We start from the raw sequence: 25,582 nt of genomic DNA, 5'->3' as shown, positions 1-25,582 counted from the left end.
AACAAACTCGCTCAAGCGGTGCACAGCGGCAACCGGAAGGGCCCCGAGCCCGCGCACGTGACGCGGCGCATGGCATGCTGCCGCCGGAAGGAGGGCCGATGGCGCAACAAGGGACGACGGCGCTGCTCGCGGTGGTGCCCGCCGCCGAGCCGCTGCTGGAGCTGGCGGCCGAGGTGGACGCGCGGGCGGTACGGCCGAGGGTGCCCGCGCACGCCACGCTGCTCTACCCGTGGCTGCCCGCGGACCGGCTCGGCGCGCCCGAGCTGAAGCGCCTGCGCGCCGCACTGCCGGTCGGCCCGGTCGCGATCCGGCTGACCGACGTCGAGCGGACCGGCGGCTTCGTCTCCGTCCCTGTCCCCGAACTGGCTGCCCCGGCCTCGGCCGCCCGGGCCGCGTTCCCCGCGCAGATCCCGTACGGAGGCCGGTTCGGCCAGGACCCCCCGGTGCACGTCACCGTGGCCCTGGACGCCGACCCCGAGCACGCCGAGGAGATCGCGCGCCGCGCCGCCGCCCACCTGCCGATCACCGCCGAGATCAGCGCGCTGCACGCGGTGGTGCTCACCGCCACCGGCTGGCAACTCCTCGCCGAACTGCCGCTCGCTCCCTAGGAGTGGACCGCCGCTCCTCCGTGGGAGAGCGGCGCCCCAGTCGGCCGGCGCCGGGTCTCAGGCGTCGGCCGCGGGCGTGCGCAGCGCGAGCATGGCCACGTCGTCGTCGTTGTCGCCGGGGCGTACCTGTTGCAGCAGGGAGTCGCAGAAGGAGTCCAGCGGGCGGCGGGCCAGGGAGGCCGCGTACCGGCGCAACCGGTCGAGGCCGTGGTCGATGGTCCGGTGCGGGCTCTCGACCAGGCCGTCGGTGTAGAGCAGGAGCGTCGACTCCGGCGGCAGGACGGTGACGGCGTCGGGACGGACCCGCGTGACGCCGGTACCGAGCAGCAGGCCGTGCGCGTCGTTGAGGAAGTGGGCCTGCCCGTCGCGGTGGACGAGCAGCGGGGGCGGATGGCCGGCGTTCGTCCAGTGCAGCCGCCACACGGTGTCGTCGCCGCGTACGAGCCTGCCCAGGACCATCGTCGCCATGGACGCCTCGACGATGTGCCTGATCGCCTCGTCGAGCTGCGTGACGACGGAGCTGGGAGCGGCCTCGGCCTGGGACCACGCGAAGGCCCGCAACATGTTGCGGACCTGCGCCATTCCGGCCGCCGCGTCGAGATCGTGGCCCACGACGTCGCCGACGGCCAGGGCATGGGCCCCGTCGGCCAGGGTGAACGCGTCGTACCAGTCGCCGCCCACGGCGGAGGCGTCGGGAGCGGGCACGTAACGCGCCCTCATCTCCACGCCGGGCACGGTCGGCAACTGGGGCAGCAGGTGGCGCTGCATCGTCTCGGCGACCTTGCGCTGACGCTCGTAGAGGCGGGCGTTGTCCAGCGCGAGCCCGGCCCGGCGGGTGATGTCCTCCAGCAGCGGCAGGTCGGCGACGGTGAAGGCGTCGGGGCGCCGCGAGCGGCCCAGGGTCAGGGCGCCGAGCGTGTCGCGCAGACCCCGGATGGGCGCGATGGCGGCGCTGTGCATGCCGGTCGTCAGGAACAGGCGGCGCTGCTCGACCGCGATGCCGGAGTCGGGCGGGCCCTGGTAGGTGGCGGGGGTGGCCAGGGACGAGGCGGCTCCGCGCAGGGCCCGCGACAGGGGCATGGGGGACGACTCGAACACGGGCGGCATGGGGCCTTGCAGCTCGTCGCGTTCCTCCAGCCCGTTGTCCGTACGCTCCATCACCAGGGCGCGTCGCACCTCGCCCTGATCGGTGACCAGGTCGATCACCGCCCAGTCCGCGAGGCGGGGCACGGTCAGGGCGGCCAGCCGGTGCAGCGCCTCGCCCACGTCCAGGGTGGAGGTGAGCTGGGTGGTCGTCTCCGCCAGCAGGGCGAGACGGTCCAGCTCCGTCAGCGGCCCCGGGACGCGGTCACCGTTCTTGCCACCCTTGTGGTGGTGGTGTTCCTGTTCCGGTCCGTACAGCACCACCAGCGCCCCGGCCTTCTCCACGCCGTAGGTGAACGGTGTGACCAGCCAGGACGACTGGAGGACGGTGCCGTCCTTGCGGGCGAACGACTCCGCGTCGCCGTGGTCGGTGCTTCCGGTGAGCAGCGCCTTGCGCAGACGGCAGCGGGTGCGCGGCATGGCCTGCCCGTGGTCGTCCCGGTGCAGCAGGTCGTGGGCGTCCTCACCCACCAGCTCGTCGCGGGTGCTGCCCAGGAGGATCTGGACGGCGTCGTTCGCGGCGACGATCAGGCCGTCGTCATCGATGACGAGGGCGGCCGCCGCAAGGTCCTCCATGAAGCTGCCCCGCAGAGCGCCGAAGTCTCTCTGGTAGCTGTCCTCGGGTGACCCACCCGTGCCGTTGTCGGCGACGTCCATGCGTGTCCTCGTTGATGACTTCGACGCTGCTGCATTGAGACCACAGTGCGTACCCCGTTCCATCCGGGTCAAGCCAGGCCGCCTCCTCCGCCGCCCCCGCAGGAAGACCATCGAGGCACACCGCCCCTTCACCGACAGGCTGCCCGCGCGGCTTTCGCAGGTGATCCTGTGAAGAGGGACCTGGCAGAAGTGTCATTTCCGCGTATTCGGGGGTACGCGGTCGCCACGGAAAGGAGGGCCAAGCATGGATGAGACAACCACGCGATCGACCGTCCACACGCCCGGCCGCCCCGGCGGGGCCGAGGAACCGGTCGGCGAGCTGGTCCAGCGTGCCTCGCAGCAGCTCACCGAGCTGGTACGCGGCGAGATGCGGCTTGCGCAGGCGGAGATGAAGGAGAAGGGCAAGCGGTACGGCAAGGGCGGCGGCCTCTTCGGCGGGGCCGGCCTGGTCGGCTTCCTGGCGCTCCAGGCGCTTGTCGCCACCGCGATCGCCGCTCTGGCGGTGCCGCTGCCGGTATGGGCCGCGGCGCTGATCGTGACAGCCGTGCTGGCCGTGATCGCGGCGGTACTGGCGCTGACCGGGAAGAAGGAGGTCAGCCAGGCCGCGCCGCCCACCCCTGAGCAGACCATCGACAGCGTGAAGGCCGATGTGGCCGAGATCAAGGAGAGTGCCAAGCGATGACGCAGCCGCCCCACGACGAGCCCACCGCCACCAGCCCCGAGGAACTGCGCGAGCAGGTCGAGCAGACCCGGCACGAGCTGGGCGACACGGTGCAGGCGCTGGCCGACAAGACGGACGTGAAGGCCCGTACGCAGGCCAAGGCCGCCGCGCTCAAGGAGCAGACGGCGACGAAGGCCTCGGAGCTGACCGCGCAGGCCAAGGCGAAGGCGTCCGAGGCGGTCCACGCGCTCCAGGAGCAGGTGCCCGACGAGGCCAAGGACAAGGCGGCCCTCACCGCGGAACAGGTGAAGGCCAAGGCGGCGCAGGCGCAGCGCGTCTGGCAGGACAAGGCGCCCGAGCCGGTGCGGGACAACCGTGCCGCGCTGGTCGCCGCGGGCGCGGCCCTGGTGACCGCCTACCTCCTGCTGCGCCGCAGGAAGAAGTAGCAGAGCGGCGAGAGCCGCATGTCGGTCGGAGGTCCGCCCCGGACCTCCGCCACGACGACGTCGTCGTCGGCCGGGCGGGCGACCGGGCCGGACGGCGGATCAGGACGCGGGTCCATCGGGGCCCGTGGGGCCGGCGTCGAGCAGGTCCTGGACGCGGCGCACACCGTCGTCGCGGGTTGCGGCCAGCTCCAGGACACCGGTGACGCCGGTGATCTCGAAGAGCCGCTGCACGCCGCTGTGGTAGGGACCGGTCAGGACGAAGGGGCGCGCCGCCCGCTGGTGCTCGGTGTGCGCCCGCAGGATCACGTTGAGCAGCGTGCTGTCGGCGAACGTGAGCTCGGCGAGGTCGAGCAGCGTGGCCGCGGTGCTCGTGTCCGTCCGCGCATGGGCGAGGACGGACGTGGCCTCGTCCTGCTCCTCCAGTTCGATGGTGTCGCGGAACGAGACGACGGCCAATCTGCCTTGATGAGTGAGTTCGATGCTCTGGCTGTCGGGAACCATCCTGCGACCCTCCCACACCCCGCCCCTCGGGCGGCAGGCGGCTCCCTCCACGGATGTCCGCGAAGCAGCAGGTCCGGACCGGTTTTCGCGGCTGTGAACGCTGTCGGAGAAATATCGGGACGGCACGGGGCGGGGGAGTGTGGGGACCGGACCGTTGGGCACGCGACATGACAGGGGCCGACGCAGCAGCAGGATTTGCACGCGCGCAGAGAGAGGATCACGCCGTGATGAGCGTTCCCGAGACACTCGAGGTGGAAGGCGTCAGTTGCGCCGGGGCACGGTCCGTGGTCCGCTCGGTGCTGACGGACGCGTGCGGCGCGCTGCCACTGGCCGCGGCGCGGCGACTGCGTGACGATGCCCTTCTGGTGGCGAGCGAGCTGACGTCCAACGCCCTCCTGCACGGCGGCGGGGTGACCCACTTCAGCGCCAGTCTGCGTGGCGACGCACTGGAATTGCGCGTCAGCGACCGCAGCAGCGAGGTGCCGGGCCAGAAGCCCACCGTTCGCGGGCGGCCCGGCGGATACGGCTGGATGGTGGTGCAGCGCCTGTGCTCGCGTCTGGGCATCGAGGTCGGGCCCGGAGGCAAGACGATCACCGCCGCGCTGGCCCTGCCCTGACACCACCGGAAGAAAGTCACCCGTCTGACATGTATACGTTGGCGAGGGCGGGGTACTGGCACGCCCACGGGGAGACCAGGTCGAACGGACACAGATGAGGGCGGGATTCATGAACAGCGTGGCAGTCCGCGAGCAGACCCGGAACACGGCCACCGGGGCCGAGGAGAGTCTGATCCAGCGTGCTTACACGGATCCGGCCTCGATCGCGCCGAAGGACGCCCGTGAGGTGGGCCGGCACTTCTTCGACCGGCTGACGCAGTTGGAGGAGGGCACGCCCGAGTACAGCTACGTGCGCAATGTGCTGATCGAGATGAATCTGTCTCTCGTGCAGTACGCCGCGTCCCGCTTCAAGCACCGCGGCCCGCAGGAAATGGAGGACATCGTCCAGGTCGGCACCATCGGCCTGATCAAGGCGATCGACCGGTTCGAGCTGACGCGCGAGGTGGAGTTCACCTCCTTCGCCGTCCCCTACATCACGGGCGAGATCAAGCGCTTCTTCCGTGACACCTCCTGGGCCGTGCACGTGCCGCGCCGCCTCCAGGAAGCCCGGATCGAACTGTCCAAGGCCACCGAAGAACTCCGTACCCGTCTGGGCCGCTCCCCGTCGACCGCCGAGCTGGCCGAGCTGATGCAGCTCGACCCGGCCGAGGTCGCCGAGGCGCAGCGAGCCTCCAACGGGTACAACAGCGTCTCTCTGGACGCGGCCGTCAACGGCAAGGACGACGAGTCCGACACGATGCTCGCCGACTTCATCGGCATCGACGAGGACCGCTTCGAGCTCGTGGAGAACTTCCACTCCCTGGCCCCGCTCATCGCCGGCCTCGACGAGCGTGACCGCCGCCTGATCCACCTCCGCTTCGTCGAGGAGCGCACCCAGCAGGAGATCGGCGAGGAGCTCGGCTGCTCGCAGATGCACGTCTCCCGACTGATCACCCGTGTCGTCAAGACGCTCCGTGCGGGCCTGATGACCAGCGACTGAGACCGGCGGACGGACCCGGGCGGAACCGGCGGGCGGAACGGCGACAGCGGAGTGTACGAGGAGCAGGACGTGTGCGAGGGTGCCCCTCATGGCGTCTGACAGCAGAAAAATACGGGTCGACCGGCACGAAGGCGTGGCGGTGGTCACCGTGTGCGGCGCCCTGGACCTCAACGATGTCGCGGAGGTGGTCGACGCGTTCACGCAGGCGCTCTCCGACGCGTCGACCGACGCGACCCTGATCGATCTCTCCGGGGTGACCTTCGCCGACAGCGCTTTCCTCAACCAGCTCCTGGTCACCTACTCGGGGCACGGCTTGAAGCGCCGGCCGCTCGCCCTGGGCGGGCCTCTGACCCCGACCCTGGGCCGACTCCTCGAGATCACCGGAACCGATACCGTGCTGCCGCTCGCGGCCACCCGGTCCGAGGCGCTGGAGCGGCTGCGGGCACCGTCGCAGCGGTGAGTCGCGGCCGCGCTGGCGGCTGAGCAGGGCCGGTCGCCCGTCAGGCCGAGCCGTTCCCCGCGGGGACGAGGTCGAGGGCGGCGGTGATGCACTTGCCGACGACGGTGGGCCGCATGGCCAGCGACCGGGCCAGGATGTTGACGATCTCCAGGCCGTGCTGGCCGATCCGCTGCGGGTCGGGGGAGCGCGCCGACGGCAGCGTCGGGTCGCTGTCCCACACCTCCACGTGTACGGAGTCACCGCTGACCCGCAACTGCAGCAGGGCGGGTCCCGGGGCGTACTTGACGACGTTGGTGACCAGCTCGCTGACTATCACCTGGGTGTCCTCCACCGTCCGGGGAGCCACCTCGATCCGGTGCCGCTCGCGCGCCTCGGCGAGGAAACGGGCGGCGGCCCTGCGGGCCTGGGCTATGCAGGAACTGTCCCCGTCCAGGGCGACGGCCATCTGGAGCGGCGCCGCGTCGGTCGTATCGGCGCCCGCGCCCGAGTCGGTCTCTTCCGGCATGCTAGGCCCCCGCTGTTCTCGCCCACTGGCCGGCGCCTGAACGTGCCACCGGCTCATCCCCTAGACGTTACCCGCACGTCGGCCGATGTGGGGAGCGTGGGAAGGAGGGCACGACCGGCGCCGCGGCCTCCCCGGAGCCGGTCGCACCCGCGGGGCGGATGGCGCGGCTCCGGAGAGGGACGCTGTCTATCGTGCTGCTCAGTCGAGCACCATGTCGCCGAACTGCGTCACCATCGTGGTGTCGTCGATGACGTGGACGTCGTTGTCGTCCCATCCGTCGGTGACGCCGTTGGCGGAGGCGAGTCCCGCGCCGCCGAGGACGGTGACGGCGGCCAGAACCGTGGCGGTGAACGCTGTACGCAAGCGCATGAGGCAGTCCTTTGCTTCGTGGGTGGAAAATGCAAACCAAGCCTTAACCGGTTTGTCCGCGCGGTATGCGGCCCACGGTGAAGCCCACTCGTCCGTGTGTTCCATACGGCCGATGCGCGGAACACCTCCAGGGACGCGGGAGCCCCCGCGCCGGTCGCCCCACCGGGGCACGGCGGCTCTCACACCCGTACGCATGTGGAGACACCTGGGCGCATTTGCCGGAGCGTCACACTTGCGCGAGAAGCCGTCCGCGGATATGAGGGCCGCCACGAGGGCCGGGCGGGCCGGGGCGGACCGCCTCTGGCAAGCTCGAAGCCGACCACACATGTCACCCACCGAGAAACCGAGGAGCGCACATATGTCCAAGCCCCCGCTGACACCTGAGGCCGTCGAGCTGTTGCGCCGCCCCAACCCCGCCGTCATGGCCACACTGCGCTCCGACGGCACACCTGTGTCCACCCCCACCTGGTACCTCTGGCAGGACGGCCGCGTCCTGATCAACCTGGACGAGGGCCGAGTCCGCCTGAAGCACATCCAGCGGGACCCGCGCGTCACCCTGACCGTCCTCGACGGCGACGACTGGTACACGCACGTCACCCTCATCGGCCGGGTCGTCGAGATCCACGACGACGAGGGCCGGGCCGACATCGACCGCCTCTCCACCCACTACACCGGCGAGCCCTACCCGGACCGCGTACGGCCACGGGTCAGCGCGCTCATCGAGATCGACCGCTGGCACGGCTGGGGCGCCCACCGGGACACCGACCAGGCGTCCGTGTGACCCGGCGGCCGGGTGGCCGGGTCGACTGCCTGCGGCAAACATGGGTACCGGGGAACCTGCTGATCAATTGATTTCCTGACCCACACCACGCGTCCGGCCGGAGTGAAGCATGGGCAACGACCAGAACGAGACGGCCACGATGAAGGCCATGACCTACGACACGTACGGGGACAACGGAGTCCTCGCGCTGACCGACCAGCCCGTGCCGAAGGTGGGCCCGGGCGAGGTTCTCGTACGGGTGCGGTACGCCGCGGTGAACCCGGTCGACTGGAAGGTGATGTCCGGCGGCCTGGACGGGATGATGGACACCGTCTTCCCGGTGGTCCCCGGCTGGGACGTCTCCGGGGTCGTGGAGCGCGCCGGCATCGACGCACCCGAGTTCACGGCCGGGGACGAGGTCTTCTCCTACGCCCGCAAGGACTATGTGCACGGCGGGACGTTCGCGGAGTTCGTGACGATCCCGGTGCGTGCCGTGGTGGCCAAGCCGCGCTCCCTGAGCTGGGGCGAGGCGGCCGGGGTGCCGCTGGCGGGACTGACGGCGTACCAGACCCTGACCCGCCTGGACACCGGCAGCGGCGACACGGTCCTGATCCACGGGGGCGCGGGCGGCGTCGGCACCTTCGGGGTGCAGATCGCCAAGGCGCTGGGCGCCCGGGTCATCGCCACGGCCTCCGAGAAGAACCATGACCGGCTGCGGGAGCTGGGCGCGGAACCGGTCGCGTACGGGGACGGCGTGGTCGACCGGGTCAGGGCGCTCGCGCCCGAGGGTGTGGACGTGGTCGCCGACTACGTCGGGGGCGTGCTCGACGTGACGCGGGCCGTGCTGCGCGAGGGCGGCAGGCACGCCTCGGTCGCCGACCCCGACGTGATGGGGGCGGGCGGCCAGTGGATGTGGGCGCGCCCGGACGCGGCGGGCCTGCGCGCCCTGGCGGACCTCGCGGACAAGGGACAGTTGCAGGTGCCGGTGGCCGAGACCTTCCCGCTGGAGCGCCTCGCGGACGCCTTCGAGCTCAGCCAGACGGGGCATGTGCACGGCAAGATCCTCATTCGCGTCTCGGAGGAGTGACCCGGCGGGCTACCGGGGTTCGGTCGCGATCGCGATCAGGTTGCCGCAGGTGTCGTCGAGGACGGCGGTGGTGACGGGGCCCGTCTCCACGGGTTCCTGAGTGAAGTGGACGCCGAGTGCGCGCAGTCGTGCGTACTCGGCGCGCACGTCGTCGACCGCGAACTGGGCGAGCGGGATGCCGTCCGCGACCAGGGTGTCGCGGTAGGTCCGGGCGGCCGGATGGGCGGCGGGCTCCAGGAGGAGTTCGGTGCCGCCGGGCTCCTCGGGCGAGACGACGGTCAGCCACCGGTCCGTCTCGCCGACCGGCACATCGTGCTTCTTCACGAAGCCGAGGACCTCGGTGTAGAAGTGCAACGCCTTCGCCTGGTCGTCGACGAACACACTGGTCAAGTGGATCTTCACGGGTGCTCTCCTTCTGCGGAACCGCATGGTGGCGCGATGGGCGGCGCGATGTGATCTCGCCCGGACCCCAGGCAAGCACATACGCGCCGGTCGCTCGTGCGGACCCGCGCGGCGCTCAGGCGACCGTCAGCTCCAGGACCGCGAGCCGTTCGGGTTCGGCGATCACGTCGACGGCGGTGATCGGGCCGCCCTCCGGGTCGACGGTGAACGCGAGGACCAGGCGAGGGCGCCCCTGGGGCCATGACCAGACCGATGGCTCCGTCGAGGAGCGCGAGGCCCGTGAACCGGTCGCGTCCGGTGGCCACCATCGCGCCCTTGGCGACCGTGTGCCCGCCCAGGACCACGTCCGGGTGGAGCAGGGCGACCAGCGATGCGAAGTCGCCGGCGCGGGTCGCCGCGAGGAACGCCTCCACCGCCCGGCGCCTGCGGGACGCGTCCGGCGCGACCGGGGCGGTCCCGCGGACCCGGCGCCGGGCACGGCTGGCGAGCTGACGGGCGGAGGCGGGGCTGCGCTCCAGGATCGCCGCGATCTCGTCGAACGGGAGCGGGAACAGATCGTGCAGGACGAACGCGAGCCGTTCGCCCGGGGTGAGCGTGTCGAGGACGACGAGGAGGGCGATGCCGACCGCGTCGGCGGCCTCCCCCTCCTCCTCGGGCCCCGGCCGCCCGTCGGGTGGCCGCGGCGGCACCACGAGCCCACGTGGTCAAGGCTTTCAACCTCTGCCACGAGGACGGGTGGCGGATGTGCCCGCCTGCCTTCGGCGGGCGACGGCCGGCCGTACCGGTCCGCGGCGACGACGAGACGGCCCTCGCCCGGGTGCGCGCGCTGGTGCCGTCGCACCACCACTGGCCTACGCGTCCGGGCCCGCCCGCCCGTCGCCCGTGCGCGCGGGCGACGACACCCGGCACGAAGCCTCCAGCCAGCGCCCCGGCCCACGCCGGCCGGACCTCGGGACGCCGCCGTCCCGGGGCTGGTGCGCACCGGAGAGCTCCCGGGGGAAGACGACCACGTCACTTCGTGTCACCGTTCTGTGGGAGGGTGGGCGGGCACCTTGGAGGTGGATTGACCCATGGCCGAACTGCCCCATGAGGAACAGTTGGCGGCGGCCTTCGTCGACCTCGCCGACACGCTCGTACAGGACTTCGACGTCATCAACTTCCTGCACACGCTGGCCGAGCACTGCGTGCGCCTGCTGGGCGTGCGGGCCGCCGGTGTCCTGCTCGCCACGCCCGGCGGCCGCCTGCTGGACGCGGCCGCGTCCGACGAGCGCACCCGCACGCTGGAAGCGGCCAGTATCGAATGGGACGAGGGCCCGTGCCGGGACTGCTACCGCAGCAAGAAGCAGGTTCCTGACATCGCGTTGGACTCGCAGGCCGCACGGATGAGGTGGCCACGGTTCGCGCCGCGGGCCACCGCGCTCGGCTACACCTCGGTCGTGGCCTGCCCGCTGCGCCTGCACGACCAGGTGATCGGAGCCCTGAACCTCTTCCGGGACCGGCCGGGACCGCTGGGCTCCTCCGAACTGCGCCTGGGGCAGGCGCTGGCCGACACCGCCACCATCGGCGTCCTGCACCAGCGGGCGGTGAGCGAGCAGATGACGGTGAACGCGCAACTCCAGACGGCCCTGGACTCCCGCATCATCATCGAGCAGGCCAAGGGCTACGTCGCCCACCGGCTCGGCATCGGCGTCGAGGAGGCCTTCACCGTCCTGCGCGGCCACGCGCGCAGCCATCACCTGCGGCTCACCGAACTCGCCCGCCACGTCCTGCTCGGCACCACCGATCCCGCACTGCTGCGCCGGCACCATCGGTGAGGTGTCCCCGCGTCGACGGGGGCGGGCGGACGCCCGGCCGGCTCCGCGACCCCTCCGGAAGGGAGCGGCCACGGTGACGCATCCGGTCATGGCCGCCTATCTGCGCGCCCTCAGTTCGCACACCGGGCCGGGCACGGCGCCCCTGCCCCTGGCGGCCTTCGCCCGCGTGCTGGGCCTGGACGGGCTGGGTCTGCTGCTGTCCCCGAGCGACGGCCCGGCCGAACTCGTCCAGTCCTGCGGCGAGCACACGGTCGCCCTGGAGGACCTTCAGCAGGTGCACGGACAGGGCCCCAGCCTGGACGCCGCCCACCAGGGGACGCTGCTGCTCCTGCCGGACGTCTCCGCGTTCACCGGCGAGCGGTGGCCCGGCCTGCTCGCCGCCGTCCAGGACCTCGGTGTGCACGCCGTGTTCGCCTTCCCGCTGCGCATCGGGGTCATCGGCCTCGGCGTGCTCACCGGGCACCGCGTCAGGCCCGGACCGATGTCCAGCGACGCACTGGCCGACGCGGTGGGTCTGGCCGACACCCTCGCCCAGCTCGCCATCGCCACCGCCGCGCACGCCGATCCGGCCCGGGCCCCGCTCGTGGACGATCCCGGGCTCCACTTCGCCGAGGTCCACCAGGCCACCGGGATGCTCGCCGCGCAACTCGGCATCCCCTGCGGCCAGGCCCTCGTCCGCCTGCGCGCTCATGCCTTCGGCGAGGACAAGCCCCTCGTCGAGATCGCCCGCGACGTGCTCGGCCACCGCCTGTACCTCGACGACAACGGCGACGCGCACTCCTGAACCCCTCGCCCGGTTCGCCGTGCACGGTCACCGGACCGGCCTGCGCCCCCACACCTCGCGCCCCGACTCCTCCGCGCCCGGCCCCGAGGAGGGCAGTTCCTTCCAGCCCCAGGTGCGCAGCAACTCCCTGACCCCGGCCGCCGCTCTGTCCCGGTCGACGCCGGTCACCACCAGGTCCTGGGAGAGGCGGGAGAGCAGCAGTTCCCCGAGCCGGGTCGCGACCCGGCGGCGCCGGTGCGTCGGCAGCACCATGAGTTCCGTGAGGACGAACACCCGGCCGGACGCGGTGAGTTCCTCCGTCTCCGGTGTCACCTCCACGGGATAGTCGGCCCACCACGCCCCGTCGCGGTCCACCCGGTGTCCGTACGCGCAACCGGCGAGGCCGGGGGCGTCGGCGACCACCATGTCGAAACCCTCGTGCCGCACGTCCTGCTCGAAACGGCGCAGGAACCCCGTCCGGTCCCGGTACTCGGCCCCGGCGGCGGCACGGTACGCCATGACGTACAGATCGGCGACGGCCTCACGCTGCTGCTCGGCCTGCCACCGGGTGAGTCGGCGCAGATACACCTCGGCCATCCGGCCTCCCTTCGCGGTCCTTTCGAAGCGGCCCGGCCCGGCGGGCCCTCGTGTGCCCGCCGCGGGCACGGCGGTGGCGCGACGCGAGCCGGCCGCGGCCCGCGCCGCGGTGGTCGTGCCGAACGACGGTGGCAGGCGCGGGGGCGGGCTGTCGAGGGAGCGTACCGATGTCGCCCGGTTCGGCCGGGTCCCGGTGGCCCGGCACGGCGTCCAGCGCCTTCACCGGTCCGACCCCGTGGCGGCGGCCGAGTCCTCGCCGCCCTCCCCGGTCGCGTCGGGACGGCGTGCGGTCTCGGCCGCCATGAGACCGGTGGCCGTCAGCGGCGGCCCGGCGGGGTCGCAGGCCGCGGTCATGAGGCGGGCGGCGCTCGCGGCATCCGTCTCGGGCGGTATCACGAACAGGTCCCACCGGGCGGATCGGTAGGACAGCAACAGGAGGGTGTGCGGGTCGAGTTCGGGCGTGAACCAGCCGATCTTGAGCACCCGCTCGTGGACGGTCACCTTGCGCGGGACCACGGGCCAGAGCATCGGATTGACGGCCACGCGGATGACGCGGCCCCACAGCGGATCGAGTACGTCCGCCAGGGCGGGGAGTTCGACGGCCAGATCGCGCGAACGGGGCCACCAGGCGCCGTCCAGCAGACCCTGTCCCGTCGGGGATTTCAGCGCGACCCGCGCGACGGGGCCCTCGTGGACGGGTGTGGTGGTCGCGGTCATGATGCGAACCTGTCTTCGGAGCGACATGACGGTCGTCCCCGATGCCATGACTCACCGAGGACGAGACCTGCGCGGATGCCGGAATTCGAAGGGCCCTGGGTGCTCTCATGCTACTCCCGGGAGCCCGATCGGTGACGTGTCCTGCCGCCCGGCTCACGTGCCGGGTGGGCTTTCGGCCGCCATCAGGGCGCTGCCGTCCAGGCGCAGGGCCGGGTCGGAGGCGGCGGACATCAGCCGGGCTGCCACGGCGGCCGCACTGTGCGGAGGGATCACCAGCAGGTCCCAGCGTCCGGCGCCGTAGGAGAAGAGGCGGATCGTGTGGGGGTCGAGACCGGAGGCGAGCCAGGTGATGGTGACCGAGTGGCCCTTCACGGAGAGGGCCTGCGGCTGGGTCGGCCAGCTTCCGCGGTGGCACGCGATGCGCGTCACGCGTCCGCGCGAGGCGTCGAACACCTCGGTGAGCGCGGTCAGTTCGGCGGCCAGGTCGTCGCTGCGGGGCCACCACGCCCCGTTCAGCGGGCCCGGCGGGAAGGTCGGCGGACGCAGGGCGAGGCGGGCGTGGGCGTACGGGCCGGGCCGCTCGGACGCGCTCGAACCGCGGTGGGGGCTCGGTGACTTCGGTGCGTTCATGACGCACGTCCTTCCCGGGACCGCCGTGACAGCGGGCCCGGAGTCGTGGTGCGCCGGAAGCGACGTCGAGCCAAGTCGGCGTGCGAGGAGCACCCGGCACTCCCAGCGTACGTCCCGCCCGTTCCGCGTCGGCAGGAGTACGGTGAGGAGGACGAGGGCCCGCGTACGCCGGTGCCCGACGACCGGCCCCGAGCCCGCCGGTGACACCTTTCACCTCACCTGACGCCACGCCATGCAGCAGGCGACGCGCAGCAGTCGGCAGGAGCCGCCCGTCATGTCCCTCGCACCGCACCCCCCGCTTCCCTCGGAACCCGCCCTGCGCCTGAGCCTTGCCCCCCACCGCGGCGCCGCCCGGGCCATCGACGGGGCGTGGTGGCCGCGCTCGTACGACCTGCTGACCGAACTCCCCGCGTTGCTGGGCGGGTTGCCCCGGGCCTGGAGCCACATCACGAGCGTCGTGTACAACGACGCGCTGTGGTCGCCGACCCCGGGCCGGATGTTCGTCGCCGGTCAGGTCGTCCGCCTGCGCGGCAGTTCGGCCGCCACGGCCCTGTACACCGTCGTGCTCGTCGCGTCCGGCCACGGACGCCGGGACCTGCTCGTCGTCCCTCCGGACACGACCAGCGAGGCCGCGGCGTCGATCATGGCGCGGGCGGCGGTGTCGGCCCGCCGCGCATGACGTGAGCCGGGACGGGTCCCGGGTGGCCGTCCCCTTCCCGCCGGGCGCCTCCACGTCGTCCCAAGTCGGCCTCGTGCGGGCCCTATTGACGCGCGTAGCCGGATCCGGGCAGGGTCGGGGTTCCTTGATTCCCTTCCCCCTGGCCTCGGGAGGCACTGTGCTCGGACGGCACCTTCGCGCCCTGCTCTCACTTGTCATGCTCGCGTCTCTCACGATGCTCGGAACCGCGGTCACCGCGGGCACCGCGCACGCCGACGACTGCTACACCTGGAACCGGACCCTCAGCCAGGGCGCCAGTGGTGAGGACGTCAGGCAGTTGCAGATCCGGGTCGCCGGATACCCCGGTTCCGGAAGCGTCCTCGGTGTGGACGGCGAGTTCGGCCCGGCGACCAAAGCAGCCGTCACCCGCTTCCAGCAGGCGTACGGCCTGTCGGCGGACGGCATCGCGGGCACCCAGACCTTCACCAAGCTCTACGCCCTCCAGGCCGCGGACTGCACCCCGGCCCACTTCACCTACGCCGAGATGAACCGCTGCAACTCCGACTGGTCGGGCGGCGCCGTCTCCGCCGCCGCAGCGAAGGCGAACGCGCTCCAGCAGATGTGGAAACTGGAGGCCCTGCGCCATGCCCTCGGCGACCGGGCGCTGACCACCAGCAGCGGCTTCCGCTCCACCGCCTGCAACAACGCGGTCGGCGGCGCCGCGAACAGCAACCACCTCTACGGCCGCGGCATCGACCTCGTCGGCACACCGTCCTACTGCGAGATCGTCAAGCAGGCCCGCAACCACGGCTTCAACGAGATCCTCGGCCCGGGCTATCCCGGCCACAGCACCCACGCTCACCTCGGCAGCCAGAGCACGCGGTACTGGTCGGCGTCGTCCTGCGGCATCTGAGGACGGCCGCGACACAGGACGAAGCGGGCCCCGCCGGCGTCGGCGGGGCCCGCTCCTGGTGCGATCGGCGCCCGCCCCGGGCAGGGTGAGAGGGAAAGCAGTCCCGTACGGCCCATGGTCGGCAGGGTCGCGGGGCCGAGACGGGGAGAACACGTGCGAGGGCCGCGCGCTCTCGCTGAACCGGAGTGATCAATGGTCCGTGGCGGCGCGGTCGGCGACGGCGAGGAGCTGCTCGACAGGCTCGGGGCGATGACGGCCCGGGCCCGTGAACTGGCGGAGGCCCAGCGTTCCCGCGTCGAGCTCGCCGTCGAACTCCAGCGCGGCATGCTTCCCGACGACCTCCCGCATCCGCCCGGCGTCCGTGTGGCCGTCGGCTACACGCCCGCCACGCACGGGCTGAACGTCGGCGGCGACTGGTACGACGCCTTCACCCTGCCCGACGGCCGTATCGGCATGTCCATCGGCGACGTCCAGGGGCACAACATCAAGGCCGCCGCCTTCATGGGGCAGGTCCGCGTCGGCCTGCGCGCCCTGGCCTCCGTCACCGCGGACCCCGGGGAACTGCTCGGCCGGACCAACGACCTCCTCGCCTCCCTGGGCGCGGACCTCTTCGCCACCTGCACCTTCCTGCGGCTCGATCCGGTCACCGGCATCCTGGAGAGCGCGCGGGCCGGTCATGTCCCGCACATCTGGGCGACCGCCGACGGCCGGTCCGGCATCGACGACGGGGAAGGCGGCCCCCCGCTCGGCGTGCTGGAAGGCGCGGAGTACCCCGTCGCGCGGCATCAGCTCACCGTCGGAGGCGTCTTCGTCCTGCTGACCGACGGCGTGGTGGAGGGCCCGTCGCTCGATCTGGACGACGGCCTCGCCCAGGTGGCGCGGCTCGCCGAGGTCGCCATCGTCGCCGGTCTCGGCATCGACGCGCTGGCCGCCGCGGTCATGAGGATGGCGGACACGGTGGGCCATGAGGACGACGCGGCCGTCCTCGTCGTCGGCCACGACGGCGGCACGCGCGGGCGGCTCCTGCCGGACGGCTGAGGCGCCGGCGGTGGACACGCCGGCGGCTGGACCGCCCCGGCCAGGGGTCTTCGTATGGCCGACCCGGCCGTACCGGTGTCTCATAGCTGCTGTGGTGGACGGTGGAGGGTTGCGGCGGCTCGCGAAGGCGGCCGTGGAGACGCTGACCGTGGCCGCGCTCTATTACGTGGCCGGTCGCCTCGGCCTGCTGGGCCGGCTCGACATCGAGGGCGTCGTCGTGACACCCGTCTGGCCGCCGACCGGCGTGGCCGTGGCCGCCCTGCTGGTGTACGGCGCACGGATCTGGCCGGGCATCGCGGTCGGCTCCGTCCTCGTGATCGCCTCCCTGACCACCCCACAACCCATCACGCTGATCAACGTGGCGGGCAACACCCTCGCCCCCCTCTGCGCCTTCGTGTTGCTGCGCCGGGTCGGATTCCGGCTCGACATCTCCCGTCTGCGCGACGGCCTCGCCCTGGTCTTCCTGGGCGGACTCTGCGCCATGCTGATCAGCTCCACGATCGGCGCCGGGGTGCAGGTGTCGACCGGATCCCTGGCCCCGGCGGACTTCTGGTCCCTGTGGCTCGCCTGGTGGGTGGGCGACGCGATGGGCGTCCTGCTCGTCACGCCGCTGCTCCTCGTGCTCGTGGGCGCCGCGGGCCCGCTCCGAGTCCGCCGGTGGAAGGAGGGCCTCTGCCTGCTCCTGACGGCCGCCGTCCTCGTTCCGCTGGCCGCGCTCAGCTCCCTGAGCCTGCTCTTTCTCGTCTTCCCCCTGCTGATCTGGGCGGCGCTGCGTTTCCAACTGCTCGGCAGCATGGTGTGCGCGCTGTTCGCGTCCGTCCTGACCACGTTCGAGGCGAACACCGGCGGTGGTGCCTTCCTGGACATGAGCAGCGTCGAGACCATGGCCAAACTCCAGGCCTTCAACGGAGCCGCCGCCCTGACCGCCCTACTGCTGTCCTCCCTGGTCACCGAGCAACGGGCCACGCGCCGCTCGGTCCAGCAGGCCTGCGACGAACTCGCGGAGGTCCTCGACCACCTCACCGCGGGGGAGACGCCGCGCGACGTGCCCGGACACCACCCGGCGGCCGGGGACGGCAGCGGCGACGGTGGCGAGGGCACCGACAGGGTCCCCTTCTCCGACTGAAGTCAGAGAAGGGGGAACACGCGGCAGGCGGAGCAGGTCCGGCGCTGCAACCGGACGGTCGCGGAGCGCGTGGGCGTGCTGCACGACACGTATCTCGGCGGTACGCACCCCTACGGGCTGGCCCGGCTGCTCCGGGGGCTCGGCGGCGAGGGCGCGCACGACGTGCGCAGCGTGCGGGACCGCCTGGGCCTCGACTCCGGCTACGTGAGCCGGCTGCTGCGGGCCCTCGAACGCGACGGGCTCGTCACCGTCGAGACCCACCCGCGCGACCGGCGGGTCCGCACGGCCCGCCTGACCGGGGCCGGGCGGCGGGAGCGCGCGCACCTCGACAACCGGCAGCGCGACCGGCTGACCGCGGCCATGGCGGAGGTGGAGCGCCTGCTGACCGCCTCGGTGGTCTGTCTGGAAGCGCTCGACCCCGACCACGCGGACGCCGTCCGCTGTCTGCGCTCCTACGCCGCCGGGATGGACGACCTCTTCGAAGGCGGCTTCGACCCCGCGAACAGCCGGTTGCCCGACCCGGGCGAGCCGCGCGCACCCCGGGGCCTGTTCCTCGTCGCCCGGCTGCACGGCAAACCGGTCGGCTGCACCGGACGCAAGCTCCCGCCCGGCGCGCCGGCCGAGATCAAGCGGCTGCGGGTCGCGCCAGGGGCCCGGGGGCTCGGACTCGCCCGTCGCCTGCCGGCAGAGCTCGAAGCGCGGGCGGCCCGCAGCGGCAGCGACCGGGTACGGCACGTCACCGACAAGGCGCTCGAAGCGGCCACGCGGCTCTACCGCAGCAGCGGCTACCGCGAGGTGTCCGCCTTCGACGACGAGCCGTACGCCCATCACTGGTTCGAGAAGCGGCTCACGGTCGGATCCGGCTGAGCGGAGCAACCCACCGTGCCTCCTGTGGCACCGCCGCGCCGAGGGGTACCCATTTCCTCGGCACTCCCCGGCGGACCACCGACCCGGGCGCAGAACCCGGACGCGAACAAGGAGCACTCATGCGATACCGCACCCTCGGCAGCTCGGACCTCCAGGTCTCGGAGATCTCGCTGGGATCCTGGCTCACCTACTCCGGCGGCGTGGAGGCGGACAAGACCCGCGCCTGCACCGAGGCCGCCTTCGAGGCGGGCATCAACTTCTTCGACACCGCCAACGTCTACGGGCAGGGGGCCGCCGAGACCGCCTGGGGCGAGATCCTCTCGACCCGCCCCCGTGACTCGTACATCCTGGCCACGAAGGTCTTCTTCCCGATGTCGGACGACCCGGCCGACCGCGGTCTTTCGCCGACGCAGATCGCCCGGCAGATCGACGCCTCCCTCACCCGGTTGAAGACCGACTACGTGGACCTGTACCAGGCGCACCGCTTCGACCCGTCCGTGCCGATCGAGGACACCGTCGAGGCGTTCCAGAAGGTCGTCGAGCAGGGCAAGGCCCGCTACCTCGGCTTCAGCGAATGGACCCCCGAACAGATCCAGGCGGCGATCGACGTCGCGGGACCCGACCTGTTCGTCTCCTCCCAGCCGCAGTACTCCATGCTGTGGCAGGCGCCGGAGGCGGAGGTCTTCGGACTGTGTGCCGCCAACGGCATCTCGCAGATCGTCTGGTCGCCGCTCGCCCAGGGCGTCCTCACCGGCAAGTACAAGCCCGGACAGCCCGTCCCGGAGGGCAGCCGGTTCGCCAGTGAGTCGATGGCCGTCTCCCAGGACCTCGTCTACAGCGACGCCATCCTGGAGGCGGTCCAGCGCCTTGTGCCGATCGCCGAGGAAGCCGGGATGAGCATGCCCACCCTGGCGCTGGCCTGGGTCCTGCGCCGCGGCGAGGTCGCCTCCGCGATCACCGGCGCCTCCCGTCCCGAGCAGGTCCACGCCAACGCCGCCGCCTCCGGTGCGGAACTCTCCGACGACCTGCTGCGCGCCGTCGACCAGGCCCTCGGCGACGTCCCGGTCACCGAACCGACGCTCGCCCCCGGCGCCCAGGCGGAGATCAAGCACCGCTGACCCGCGCATCGCACGCGTCTCGGCCGGTTCGGGCGGTTTCCGGCCGGATCATGGCCGAGACGCGCGCCTTCCATTGACAGGCCCCCGGTGACTTCATAGCTTCTCAAATCATCGGTGATTCCGATGATTTAGCTTCTAGATCATTTAGATTTCGGGGGAACGATGTCAGGACGAACGACGCCGACCGGCGGGCGGGGGTGGACCCTGGCCGTGGTGTGCGTGGCCACGTTCATGCTGCTGCTCGACCTCACCGTGGTGAATGTGGCGCTGCCGGACATCAGGGACGCGTTCGACGCGAGCTTCACCTCGCTCCAGTGGGTGCTCGACGCGTACGCCCTGGGGCTCGCCGCGGTCCTGCTGACGGCGGGGTCGCTGGCGGACCGCCTGGGACGCAAACGGGTCTTCAACGTGGGGTTCGTCGTGTTCGTCCTCGCGTCGCTCGCCTGCGGCCTCGCGAACGACGTCGCCGTGCTGTCCGTGTCCCGGGGCATCCAGGGCCTCGGCGGAGCCGTGCTGTTCGCCGTCGGTCCCGCGCTGATCGGGCAGGAGTTCCAGGGCAAGGACCGCGGCAAGGCCTTCGGCATCTTCGGTGGTGTGGTCGGGCTGTCCATCGCCTTCGGACCGCTCATCGGGGGAGCCCTCACCGACGGGCTGAGCTGGCGCTGGATCTTCCTGGTGAACGTACCGGTCGGCCTGGTCGCCATGGTCGTCAGCGGGCTGCGGATGCGCGAGTCGCGTGACACCTCGGCGCCCGGCGTCGACTGGTGGGGCATGGTGCTCTTCACCGGCGCGCTGACGCTGCTCGTCCTCGGGCTCCTGCGGGGCGAGGCCGAGGGCTGGGGGAGTGCGCCCATCGTCGGCATGTTCGTGGCCGCCGCCCTGCTCCTGGTCGGATTCGCCCTCGTGGAGCGGCACCGCGGCGAACAGGCCATGTTCCAGCTCTCGTTGTTCCGGAACGTGACGTTCAACGGGGTGTCGGTGGTGACGCTGCTGTGCGCCGCCGCGACCATGTCGGCGATCTTCCTCCTGGTGTCGTACGTGCAGAACGTCCTGGCGTACTCGCCCTGGGAGACCGGCCTGCGGTTCCTGCCGCTGACCGGCACCCTGTTCGTCGCGGCCGCCGTCGCGGGATCGCTGACCACGCGGGTGCCGCAGCGGCTCCTGATGGGCTCGTCCCTCGCGCTCATCGCGGGCGGCCTCACCCTCGTCGCCCTGACCGGCCCGGACACCTCGTGGACGGCGCTGCTGCCGAGCATGTTCGGGATCGGCCTCGGCATGGGTCTCTTCAACCCGCCGCGCGCCTCGCTCTCCATCGCCGTCGTGGAACCGTCCAAGGCGGGCATGGCCTCGGGGATCAACGAGACGTTCCAGCAGGTCGGTGTCGCCATCGGCATCGCCGGGTTCGGCGCGGCCTTCCAGAGCCGGGTGACCGACCTCTTCGCACAGTCCGGGGCGGGGCGCCAACTCGGCTCCTCCGCCCATGAGTTCGGCGAGGCGGTGGCCGCGGGCGGCGGAGCGGAGGCGGCCGGTCGGGCTCCCTCGGGGCTCGCCCCCGCGCTGGAGGCGGCGGCCCGCACCGCCTTCGTGGACGGTCTGACCGACGTGATGCTCGTCTGCGCGGCCGTCGCCGCGGTCGGTTCACTCGTGGGATTCCTCTTCATCCGCACCCGCGACCTGCACGAGAGCGCCAGGGGCGAGGGCGCGGCGAGCGTGGACGCGGCGCACGGGCCCGCGGGCGGCGAGAGCGCCGAAGTGCTGCCCCTCGTGGAGCCCGTGCGCGCGGGAGGCGAACGGTAGGCGAGGGGACGCCATGCACTGGCGGTGGCACCGGCCTTGGAGGCCGGTGCCACCGCCAGTACGCTTTGAACCACCTACGATCTGCGCGGGAGACGTTCGGCGACACCGAGCATCGCCGGCAGCACGAGCACTGTCCGCAGCACCGAGCGACAAGGGGGAACGGCCCGCATGACACAGGCGACGCCCACCCCGGCGCACCCCGCCGGCCTCGACTTCCCCCTCGTCCGCAGGACCGGCTACCTGCTGAACAAGGCCGGCTCGATCCTGATGGAGGACGCGGAGCGCGCGCTCGCCGAACAGGGCATGCGCCTGCGCTACTTCTACGTGCTCGCCGCGCTGGAGAGCGACCTGAGCCTGTCCCAGCAGGACCTCAGCAGACTGCTCCACCTCGACCCCACGACCATGGTGGCCCTCATCGACGAGATGGAGCGGGCCGGCCACGTGGAGCGGCGGCGCAACCCGTCGGACCGGCGTCGGTACATCCTGCGGCTCACCGACGACGGCCGGGCGGCGCTCGCCCGCGCGGGCAGCGCGGTCGACGCCGTCGAGCGGGACTTCCTCGCGGCCGTACCCGCGGAGGACCGTGACCGGCTGCGGGCGCTCCTCGGCGAACTGCTCGCCGACCGCTGGCCACGCGTGATCGCCTGCGAGTAAATCAGCGAACCGAACTGGAATTGCTGAATCCCTTTATGGAAAAGCCTTTGAGCGGATCTGTGGAGGGCATCACACCTGCCTTTCGAAGCGCTTTCCGAGCAAGATGCCGTGTTAGTCTTTTTTCTGTCCGGGTCGTGCGATCCGGACACGGGGGAAGGTTAAACGGGGAATGAACTGCAAAGAGAGTGAAAAGAACGGCAAAGCTCTATTCTACGGATCGATGGAAAGCTGCCTGGGACCCGGCAGCTCCCGCTTCTTCGGCAGCGGGTACAAGCGCGTCACGCAGACGCTCAAGGACATCACCACCGACGGTGGTGACCGGCCGGGCGCGCTCGTCACCGCGCGCGGCACGCTCGCGTACCCGCAGGACTGGTCCCGCAAGTCGGGCGCCGGGGACCTGCGGCCGCACCTGAGCAGCATCGACGCACTGGTCCTCGCCGCCAACCTGGCGGAGGTGCACCTCGCCCACGCGTTCGGCCTCGGTCCGGCGCAGCGGCGCCGGGTCTGGCTGCGCCACGCCGACGTACGTGCCGGGAGCAGTCCGCACGAGGAGCTCGCCGACTTTCCCGTACGGGGCAGGCTGCTCGCCGTCGACGGACCGGCCGAGGACGACTCCGCGCTGGCCAGCACCTTCGAGGTCCGCGTCGGCAGCCTGAAGGTGCGCTGCACGCTCGTGCACGAACACGGTGGCCGGGCGGGGAAGCCCGCCACCTACGCGGACGAGGGGCAGGCCCTCGGGCCGGCCGGGGCGCGGCACTACGGCACGGGTTACAAGCGGCACGAGCAGCACGCCGAGCAGGTCCGCGTCGATCTGGCGCGCCAGGAGGTCCGCGTGCTCCAGCGCGTCGTCGCGGCCGGCGAGGACCCGCTCACCCGCGGCGCCGAAGCCGCCTACGGCCCCTCGGTCTCGCTGGTCGACGCGCTCGTGGGCGTGGCCCAGATGGCGCAGATCCTGCTCTACGCGCAGGACGGTCTGTCCCGAGGCGACACCGACACGCTCTGGATGCGGCGCTTCGTCATCAGCGCGCGCACCCCGGTGCGGCCCCTCGGGCAGAGCTTCGTGCCGACCGTGAGCACCGCGAGCAGCAGGGTGCTGACCATGGGCGAGGCGCGCTGGCGCACCGCGGAACTGGCGGTCGACGACTTCGCGGGCATCGGCGGTCGCTGCTGGCTGGCCCACCGCCTGCCCGCCGCCGCGTAGACACACACCGCGCATTCCGGATCGGGAATCTCCCTGGTCGAATTCATTCACTGGTACGGAATGCGCGGAGCGGTGCGTCTGCACGCCCAATTCACGTGTGAGAAACAAACGGGGGAATTACGTCATGCGTTTTACACCCACGCTCCGGTTAGGAGACGTGCTCGTCATACTCGAAGGGCCGGCGCGCATGCTCTGGAAAGAGCCCGCCGCCGAACCCGGAAGGCGGAGGTGGACACCGGCGGGACTGTGGCCGGACGAGACACAACGCGCTCTCGTGCGGGAGCATCTGGACAACGGGCGCCCGCTGCTCGTCCTGCTGGACGACGCCCGCCGCCACGTACCCCTGCTGCGCGAGGAGTGGCAGGCCGCGCCCCATCGCCTGGTACGCCAACTGGTGGGCGTCCGGCGCGGAGACGTTCCCGGGGACACCGACGAACTCGTCGAGGTCCGGCTGCCGTTCCTGGACTGGCTGCCGGACGCGCACCGCGAACGCGCCGCACAGTTCCTGGCGGAGAGCGACGCCGCGCTGTCCCGCACGCCGATGGCGCTGCTGCCGCCGCTGCTCGCCGAGGAACCGCGGCACGGAGCGGCACCGGGCCCGCGCTTCGCCCGCCGACTGCTGCCGCACGCGCTGACGGCGGACCGGTTCGAGGCGGCCGTCCGCCATCTGTTCGCCGACGCCCCGCGCCCGTGCGCGGCGGCTGCGACGGTCTGCGAGGCGAGCCGATGAAGCGGACCCCGCACCACGACGACCCGGGCGGACTCTTCCTCAGCCAGCGCGAGATCGGCCGACTCCTCGCCGAGACCGCCGCGCGCAACCTCGCCCGCACCGGCCGACGCCCGAGCACGCCCGGCACCACCGCACCCAGGAGCCGTTGATGGGACGCTCGGTCATGGTCACCGGAGGCAACCGGGGCATCGGCCTCGCCATCGCCACCAGCCTCGCGGCCGACGGCGACCGCGTCGCCGTCACCCACCGCGACTGTGCCCCGCCCGACGGACTGTTCGGCGTACGCGCCGAGATGACCGATCCGGCGAGCATCGACGCGGCCTTCGAGAAGGCGGAGGCCGCACACGGCCCGGTCGAGGTGCTCGTCGTCAACGCGGGCATCACCCGGGACACCCTGCTCATGCGCATGGAGGAGCAGGACTTCACCGATGTCGTCGACGTCAACCTGCACGGCGCCTTCCGCGCCGTGCGGCGCGCGGTGCGCGGCATGGTGCGGGCCCGCTGGGGACGGATCGTGCTGATCTCCTCGATGACCTACGCGTACGGGGCGCCCGGCCAGGTCAACTACGCGGCGGCCAAAGCCGGGATGCTCGGCATGGCCCGCTCCCTCGCCTGGGAGCTCGGCCCCCGCAACATCACGGTCAACGTCGTCGCGCCGGGCCTGATCGACACCGCCATGAGCCGTGAGATCACCGACCGCCGACGCGAACACCTGCTGTCCATCACGCCGTTGGGACGCGTCGGCGAGGCGGCCGACGTCGCCGCCGCGGTGCGCTATCTGACCGGCGAATCGGGCCGCTTCGTCACCGGGGCCGTCCTCCCGGTCAGCGGCGGCCTCGGCCTGGGCGGCTGACCGCACCACCTCACACCCCGGCCGCGGCCGGGCCATCCACGACGGGAAGAGAACCCACCATGGGGAACACGAGCACCCCCACCCCGCAGCGCGGTCTGCACCTGGCGATCTCGGGCACGTACTCCAGCGGCAAGAGCACCACGACGGAGACGCTGTCGATGGCGACGGGCATTCCCCGCACCCACGCGATGACGTCCCGGGAGATCTTGCTGGACCTCGTCCCGGGCAAGCAGGTCCAGGAACTCAGCGCCATGGAGCTGACGATGCTCGGGCTGCGCCGGCTCGAGGAGCGGATCCACAACGAGTCCGGCGAGGGACCGTTCGTCTCGGACGGCTCCGTCATCCACGAATGGATCTACGGTGAGGCCCGCATGCGGGTCGGCATCAACCCGGGGGCCAACCTGCTTCTGCGGACGATGAAGAACGTCGCCGGGCTGCCGGTGAAGCGCTTCTACCGCCAGTACATGGACGCGTACGGCGCCGTCGCCAAGGCCCGCGCCAAGCGGATCTACGACGCCTACGTGCATCTGCCGGTCGAGTTCGAGATGAAGGCCGACGGCCACCGGCCGGTGTCCGAGCCGTTCCGCCGGATGTCCGACGAGTTGCTGATCGAGACCCTGGAGGAGCTGGAGATCCCGTACCACGTGGTCGGCGGCAGCGTCCGCGAACGCGTGGAGCGGATCGTCGAGATCTTCGACCTGCCCCTGGTCATGCCGCTCGACGAGGCGATCGAGCGGGCCGGCGCGAAGGTGGTCCGGGCCACCGAGGTCCTGGAGCAGGACGAACGCTTCCACGAGGCACAGCGGGCCAAGTCCCTGCGGCGGCGCCTCTCGTACGCGATGCGCTTCTGACGTCGTGCGGCGGGCCGGCCGGTGGGCGACACACCTCGCCCACCGGCACGGTCACCGGGG

At 71.9% G+C, this 25,582-nt stretch carries 32 protein-coding genes and 1 pseudogene; 24 read left to right on the top strand and 9 right to left on the bottom strand.

Going from position 1 to position 25,582, the window contains the following annotated elements; genetic code table 11:
* Positions 1 to 98: 98 nt before the first annotated feature.
* Positions 99 to 608 carry a 2'-5' RNA ligase family protein gene (locus ACIRF8_RS10360; protein WP_404213016.1) on the top strand — a complete coding sequence of 170 codons (510 nt, stop codon included), beginning with the start codon at positions 99 to 101 and terminating at the stop codon, positions 606 to 608.
* Positions 609 to 665: 57 nt separating this feature from the next.
* Here the strand turns inward: ACIRF8_RS10360 and ACIRF8_RS10355 are convergent, their stop codons facing one another.
* On the bottom strand, positions 666 to 2,408 hold the full coding sequence (locus ACIRF8_RS10355; protein WP_404213014.1) for a SpoIIE family protein phosphatase: 1,743 nt from the start codon (positions 2,406 to 2,408) through the stop codon (positions 666 to 668).
* A 244-nt stretch (positions 2,409 to 2,652) separates the two neighbouring features.
* Here ACIRF8_RS10355 and ACIRF8_RS10350 point away from each other — a divergent pair, with 244 nt between their 5' ends.
* Both ACIRF8_RS10350 and ACIRF8_RS10345 read left to right on the top strand, forming a co-directional pair.
* On the top strand, positions 2,653 to 3,090 hold the full coding sequence (locus ACIRF8_RS10350; protein ID WP_404213012.1) for a phage holin family protein: 438 nt from the start codon (positions 2,653 to 2,655) through the stop codon (positions 3,088 to 3,090).
* Positions 3,087 to 3,515, top strand: coding sequence for a DUF3618 domain-containing protein (locus ACIRF8_RS10345; RefSeq protein WP_404213011.1), 429 nt, complete (start codon positions 3,087 to 3,089; stop codon positions 3,513 to 3,515). The genes ACIRF8_RS10350 and ACIRF8_RS10345 overlap by 4 nt, the downstream gene beginning before the upstream one ends.
* Before the next feature lie 99 nt (positions 3,516 to 3,614).
* Here ACIRF8_RS10345 and ACIRF8_RS10340 read toward each other — a convergent pair whose 3' ends face one another.
* Complete coding sequence (locus ACIRF8_RS10340; protein WP_404213009.1) at positions 3,615 to 4,016, bottom strand: STAS domain-containing protein; 402 nt, start codon at positions 4,014 to 4,016, stop codon at positions 3,615 to 3,617.
* 227 nt (positions 4,017 to 4,243) lie between these two features.
* Between ACIRF8_RS10340 and ACIRF8_RS10335 the strand changes: the two genes are divergently transcribed.
* The 3 genes from ACIRF8_RS10335 to ACIRF8_RS10325 all read left to right on the top strand — a co-directional run bounded on the left by ACIRF8_RS10335 (position 4,244) and on the right by ACIRF8_RS10325 (position 6,072).
* Positions 4,244 to 4,633, top strand: coding sequence for an ATP-binding protein (locus ACIRF8_RS10335; protein WP_404213007.1), 390 nt, complete (start codon positions 4,244 to 4,246; stop codon positions 4,631 to 4,633).
* A 109-nt stretch (positions 4,634 to 4,742) separates the two neighbouring features.
* Complete coding sequence (locus ACIRF8_RS10330) at positions 4,743 to 5,612, top strand: SigB/SigF/SigG family RNA polymerase sigma factor (protein WP_404213005.1); 870 nt, start codon at positions 4,743 to 4,745, stop codon at positions 5,610 to 5,612.
* 88 nt (positions 5,613 to 5,700) lie between these two features.
* Positions 5,701 to 6,072, top strand: a complete 372-nt coding sequence (locus tag ACIRF8_RS10325) for an STAS domain-containing protein (protein ID WP_404213003.1) — start codon at positions 5,701 to 5,703, stop codon at positions 6,070 to 6,072.
* Positions 6,073 to 6,112: 40 nt separating this feature from the next.
* Here the strand turns inward: ACIRF8_RS10325 and ACIRF8_RS10320 are convergent, their stop codons facing one another.
* Positions 6,113 to 6,577 (bottom strand): ATP-binding protein, encoded by a 465-nt coding sequence (locus tag ACIRF8_RS10320; RefSeq protein WP_404213001.1) that lies wholly within the window; start codon positions 6,575 to 6,577, stop codon positions 6,113 to 6,115.
* A 198-nt stretch (positions 6,578 to 6,775) separates the two neighbouring features.
* A complete protein-coding gene (locus tag ACIRF8_RS10315; RefSeq protein WP_404212999.1) occupies positions 6,776 to 6,946 on the bottom strand; it encodes a hypothetical protein in 171 nt (56 codons plus the stop codon).
* 358 nt (positions 6,947 to 7,304) lie between these two features.
* Here ACIRF8_RS10315 and ACIRF8_RS10310 point away from each other — a divergent pair, with 358 nt between their 5' ends.
* Positions 7,305 to 7,727, top strand: coding sequence for a PPOX class F420-dependent oxidoreductase (locus ACIRF8_RS10310; protein WP_404212997.1), 423 nt, complete (start codon positions 7,305 to 7,307; stop codon positions 7,725 to 7,727).
* A 139-nt stretch (positions 7,728 to 7,866) separates the two neighbouring features.
* Positions 7,867 to 8,793 carry an NADP-dependent oxidoreductase gene (locus ACIRF8_RS10305; protein WP_404214246.1) on the top strand — a complete coding sequence of 309 codons (927 nt, stop codon included), beginning with the start codon at positions 7,867 to 7,869 and terminating at the stop codon, positions 8,791 to 8,793.
* Between the two features lie 9 nt (positions 8,794 to 8,802).
* On the opposite strand, the gene ACIRF8_RS10300 is transcribed toward ACIRF8_RS10305, so the two are convergent.
* Positions 8,803 to 9,195, bottom strand: coding sequence for a VOC family protein (locus ACIRF8_RS10300; RefSeq protein WP_404212995.1), 393 nt, complete (start codon positions 9,193 to 9,195; stop codon positions 8,803 to 8,805).
* Positions 9,192 to 9,884, bottom strand: a complete 693-nt coding sequence (locus ACIRF8_RS10295; RefSeq protein ID WP_404214244.1) for a sigma factor-like helix-turn-helix DNA-binding protein — start codon at positions 9,882 to 9,884, stop codon at positions 9,192 to 9,194. The genes ACIRF8_RS10300 and ACIRF8_RS10295 overlap by 4 nt, the downstream gene beginning before the upstream one ends.
* Between ACIRF8_RS10295 and ACIRF8_RS10290 the strand changes: the two are divergent.
* From ACIRF8_RS10290 to ACIRF8_RS10280, 3 genes and pseudogenes are all read left to right on the top strand, one after another.
* Positions 9,857 to 10,028, top strand: a pseudogene (locus ACIRF8_RS10290) (NADP oxidoreductase); the annotation flags it as partial. The gene ACIRF8_RS10295 and the pseudogene ACIRF8_RS10290 sit on opposite strands and share 28 nt — an antisense overlap.
* A 237-nt stretch (positions 10,029 to 10,265) precedes the next feature.
* Complete coding sequence (locus ACIRF8_RS10285; protein WP_404212993.1) at positions 10,266 to 11,009, top strand: GAF and ANTAR domain-containing protein; 744 nt, start codon at positions 10,266 to 10,268, stop codon at positions 11,007 to 11,009.
* A 73-nt stretch (positions 11,010 to 11,082) separates the two neighbouring features.
* Positions 11,083 to 11,793 (top strand): hypothetical protein, encoded by a 711-nt coding sequence (locus ACIRF8_RS10280; RefSeq protein ID WP_404212991.1) that lies wholly within the window; start codon positions 11,083 to 11,085, stop codon positions 11,791 to 11,793.
* Positions 11,794 to 11,820: 27 nt separating this feature from the next.
* On the opposite strand, the gene ACIRF8_RS10275 is transcribed toward ACIRF8_RS10280, so the two are convergent.
* From ACIRF8_RS10275 to ACIRF8_RS10265, 3 genes are all read right to left on the bottom strand, one after another.
* On the bottom strand, positions 11,821 to 12,369 hold the full coding sequence (locus ACIRF8_RS10275; protein ID WP_404212989.1) for a hypothetical protein: 549 nt from the start codon (positions 12,367 to 12,369) through the stop codon (positions 11,821 to 11,823).
* A 219-nt stretch (positions 12,370 to 12,588) separates the two neighbouring features.
* The gene (locus ACIRF8_RS10270) at positions 12,589 to 13,086 is read right to left on the bottom strand and encodes a DUF5994 family protein (protein WP_404212987.1); all 498 of its coding nucleotides are present in this window, start codon (positions 13,084 to 13,086) and stop codon (positions 12,589 to 12,591) included.
* A 153-nt stretch (positions 13,087 to 13,239) separates the two neighbouring features.
* A complete protein-coding gene (locus ACIRF8_RS10265) occupies positions 13,240 to 13,716 on the bottom strand; it encodes a DUF5994 family protein (RefSeq protein ID WP_404212985.1) in 477 nt (158 codons plus the stop codon).
* 274 nt (positions 13,717 to 13,990) lie between these two features.
* Here ACIRF8_RS10265 and ACIRF8_RS10260 point away from each other — a divergent pair, with 274 nt between their 5' ends.
* The 13 genes from ACIRF8_RS10260 to ACIRF8_RS10200 all read left to right on the top strand — a co-directional run bounded on the left by ACIRF8_RS10260 (position 13,991) and on the right by ACIRF8_RS10200 (position 25,522).
* Complete coding sequence (locus ACIRF8_RS10260; RefSeq protein ID WP_404212983.1) at positions 13,991 to 14,395, top strand: DUF5994 family protein; 405 nt, start codon at positions 13,991 to 13,993, stop codon at positions 14,393 to 14,395.
* A 157-nt stretch (positions 14,396 to 14,552) separates the two neighbouring features.
* A complete protein-coding gene (locus ACIRF8_RS10255; RefSeq protein ID WP_404212981.1) occupies positions 14,553 to 15,287 on the top strand; it encodes a D-Ala-D-Ala carboxypeptidase family metallohydrolase in 735 nt (244 codons plus the stop codon).
* 192 nt (positions 15,288 to 15,479) lie between these two features.
* Entirely contained in the window at positions 15,480 to 16,325 is an 846-nt protein-coding gene (locus ACIRF8_RS10250) for a PP2C family protein-serine/threonine phosphatase (RefSeq protein WP_404212979.1), read from the top strand.
* 91 nt (positions 16,326 to 16,416) lie between these two features.
* On the top strand, positions 16,417 to 17,451 hold the full coding sequence (locus ACIRF8_RS10245; RefSeq protein ID WP_404212977.1) for an MASE1 domain-containing protein: 1,035 nt from the start codon (positions 16,417 to 16,419) through the stop codon (positions 17,449 to 17,451).
* Between the two features lie 69 nt (positions 17,452 to 17,520).
* Complete coding sequence (locus tag ACIRF8_RS10240; RefSeq protein WP_404212975.1) at positions 17,521 to 18,318, top strand: GNAT family N-acetyltransferase; 798 nt, start codon at positions 17,521 to 17,523, stop codon at positions 18,316 to 18,318.
* A 119-nt stretch (positions 18,319 to 18,437) separates the two neighbouring features.
* Positions 18,438 to 19,436 (top strand): aldo/keto reductase family protein, encoded by a 999-nt coding sequence (locus ACIRF8_RS10235; protein WP_404212973.1) that lies wholly within the window; start codon positions 18,438 to 18,440, stop codon positions 19,434 to 19,436.
* Between the two features lie 162 nt (positions 19,437 to 19,598).
* Complete coding sequence (locus tag ACIRF8_RS10230) at positions 19,599 to 21,233, top strand: MFS transporter (protein ID WP_404212971.1); 1,635 nt, start codon at positions 19,599 to 19,601, stop codon at positions 21,231 to 21,233.
* Positions 21,234 to 21,401: 168 nt separating this feature from the next.
* Positions 21,402 to 21,887: a MarR family winged helix-turn-helix transcriptional regulator gene (locus ACIRF8_RS10225; protein WP_404212969.1), complete on the top strand. Its 486-nt coding sequence runs from the start codon at positions 21,402 to 21,404 to the stop codon at positions 21,885 to 21,887.
* A 220-nt stretch (positions 21,888 to 22,107) separates the two neighbouring features.
* Positions 22,108 to 23,088: an AvrD family protein gene (locus ACIRF8_RS10220; RefSeq protein WP_404212967.1), complete on the top strand. Its 981-nt coding sequence runs from the start codon at positions 22,108 to 22,110 to the stop codon at positions 23,086 to 23,088.
* A 274-nt stretch (positions 23,089 to 23,362) separates the two neighbouring features.
* A complete protein-coding gene (locus ACIRF8_RS10215; RefSeq protein WP_404212965.1) occupies positions 23,363 to 23,818 on the top strand; it encodes a hypothetical protein in 456 nt (151 codons plus the stop codon).
* Positions 23,815 to 23,967 carry a hypothetical protein gene (locus ACIRF8_RS10210; RefSeq protein WP_404212963.1) on the top strand — a complete coding sequence of 51 codons (153 nt, stop codon included), beginning with the start codon at positions 23,815 to 23,817 and terminating at the stop codon, positions 23,965 to 23,967. The genes ACIRF8_RS10215 and ACIRF8_RS10210 overlap by 4 nt, the downstream gene beginning before the upstream one ends.
* Positions 23,967 to 24,671: a 3-oxoacyl-ACP reductase FabG gene (gene fabG, locus ACIRF8_RS10205; RefSeq protein ID WP_404212961.1), complete on the top strand. Its 705-nt coding sequence runs from the start codon at positions 23,967 to 23,969 to the stop codon at positions 24,669 to 24,671. The genes ACIRF8_RS10210 and fabG overlap by 1 nt, the downstream gene beginning before the upstream one ends.
* Positions 24,672 to 24,730: 59 nt before the next feature.
* Positions 24,731 to 25,522, top strand: coding sequence for an AAA family ATPase (locus tag ACIRF8_RS10200; RefSeq protein ID WP_404212959.1), 792 nt, complete (start codon positions 24,731 to 24,733; stop codon positions 25,520 to 25,522).
* Positions 25,523 to 25,582: the final 60 nt, after the last annotated feature.

Origin of the sequence: Streptomyces sp. NPDC102406, from assembly GCF_044765725.1 — a bacterium.
Taxonomy (GTDB): Bacteria; Actinomycetota; Actinomycetes; order Streptomycetales; family Streptomycetaceae; genus Streptomyces.
Note: the sequence above shows the minus strand (reverse complement) of the source record. Positions and strands in the feature narration are given on the sequence as shown.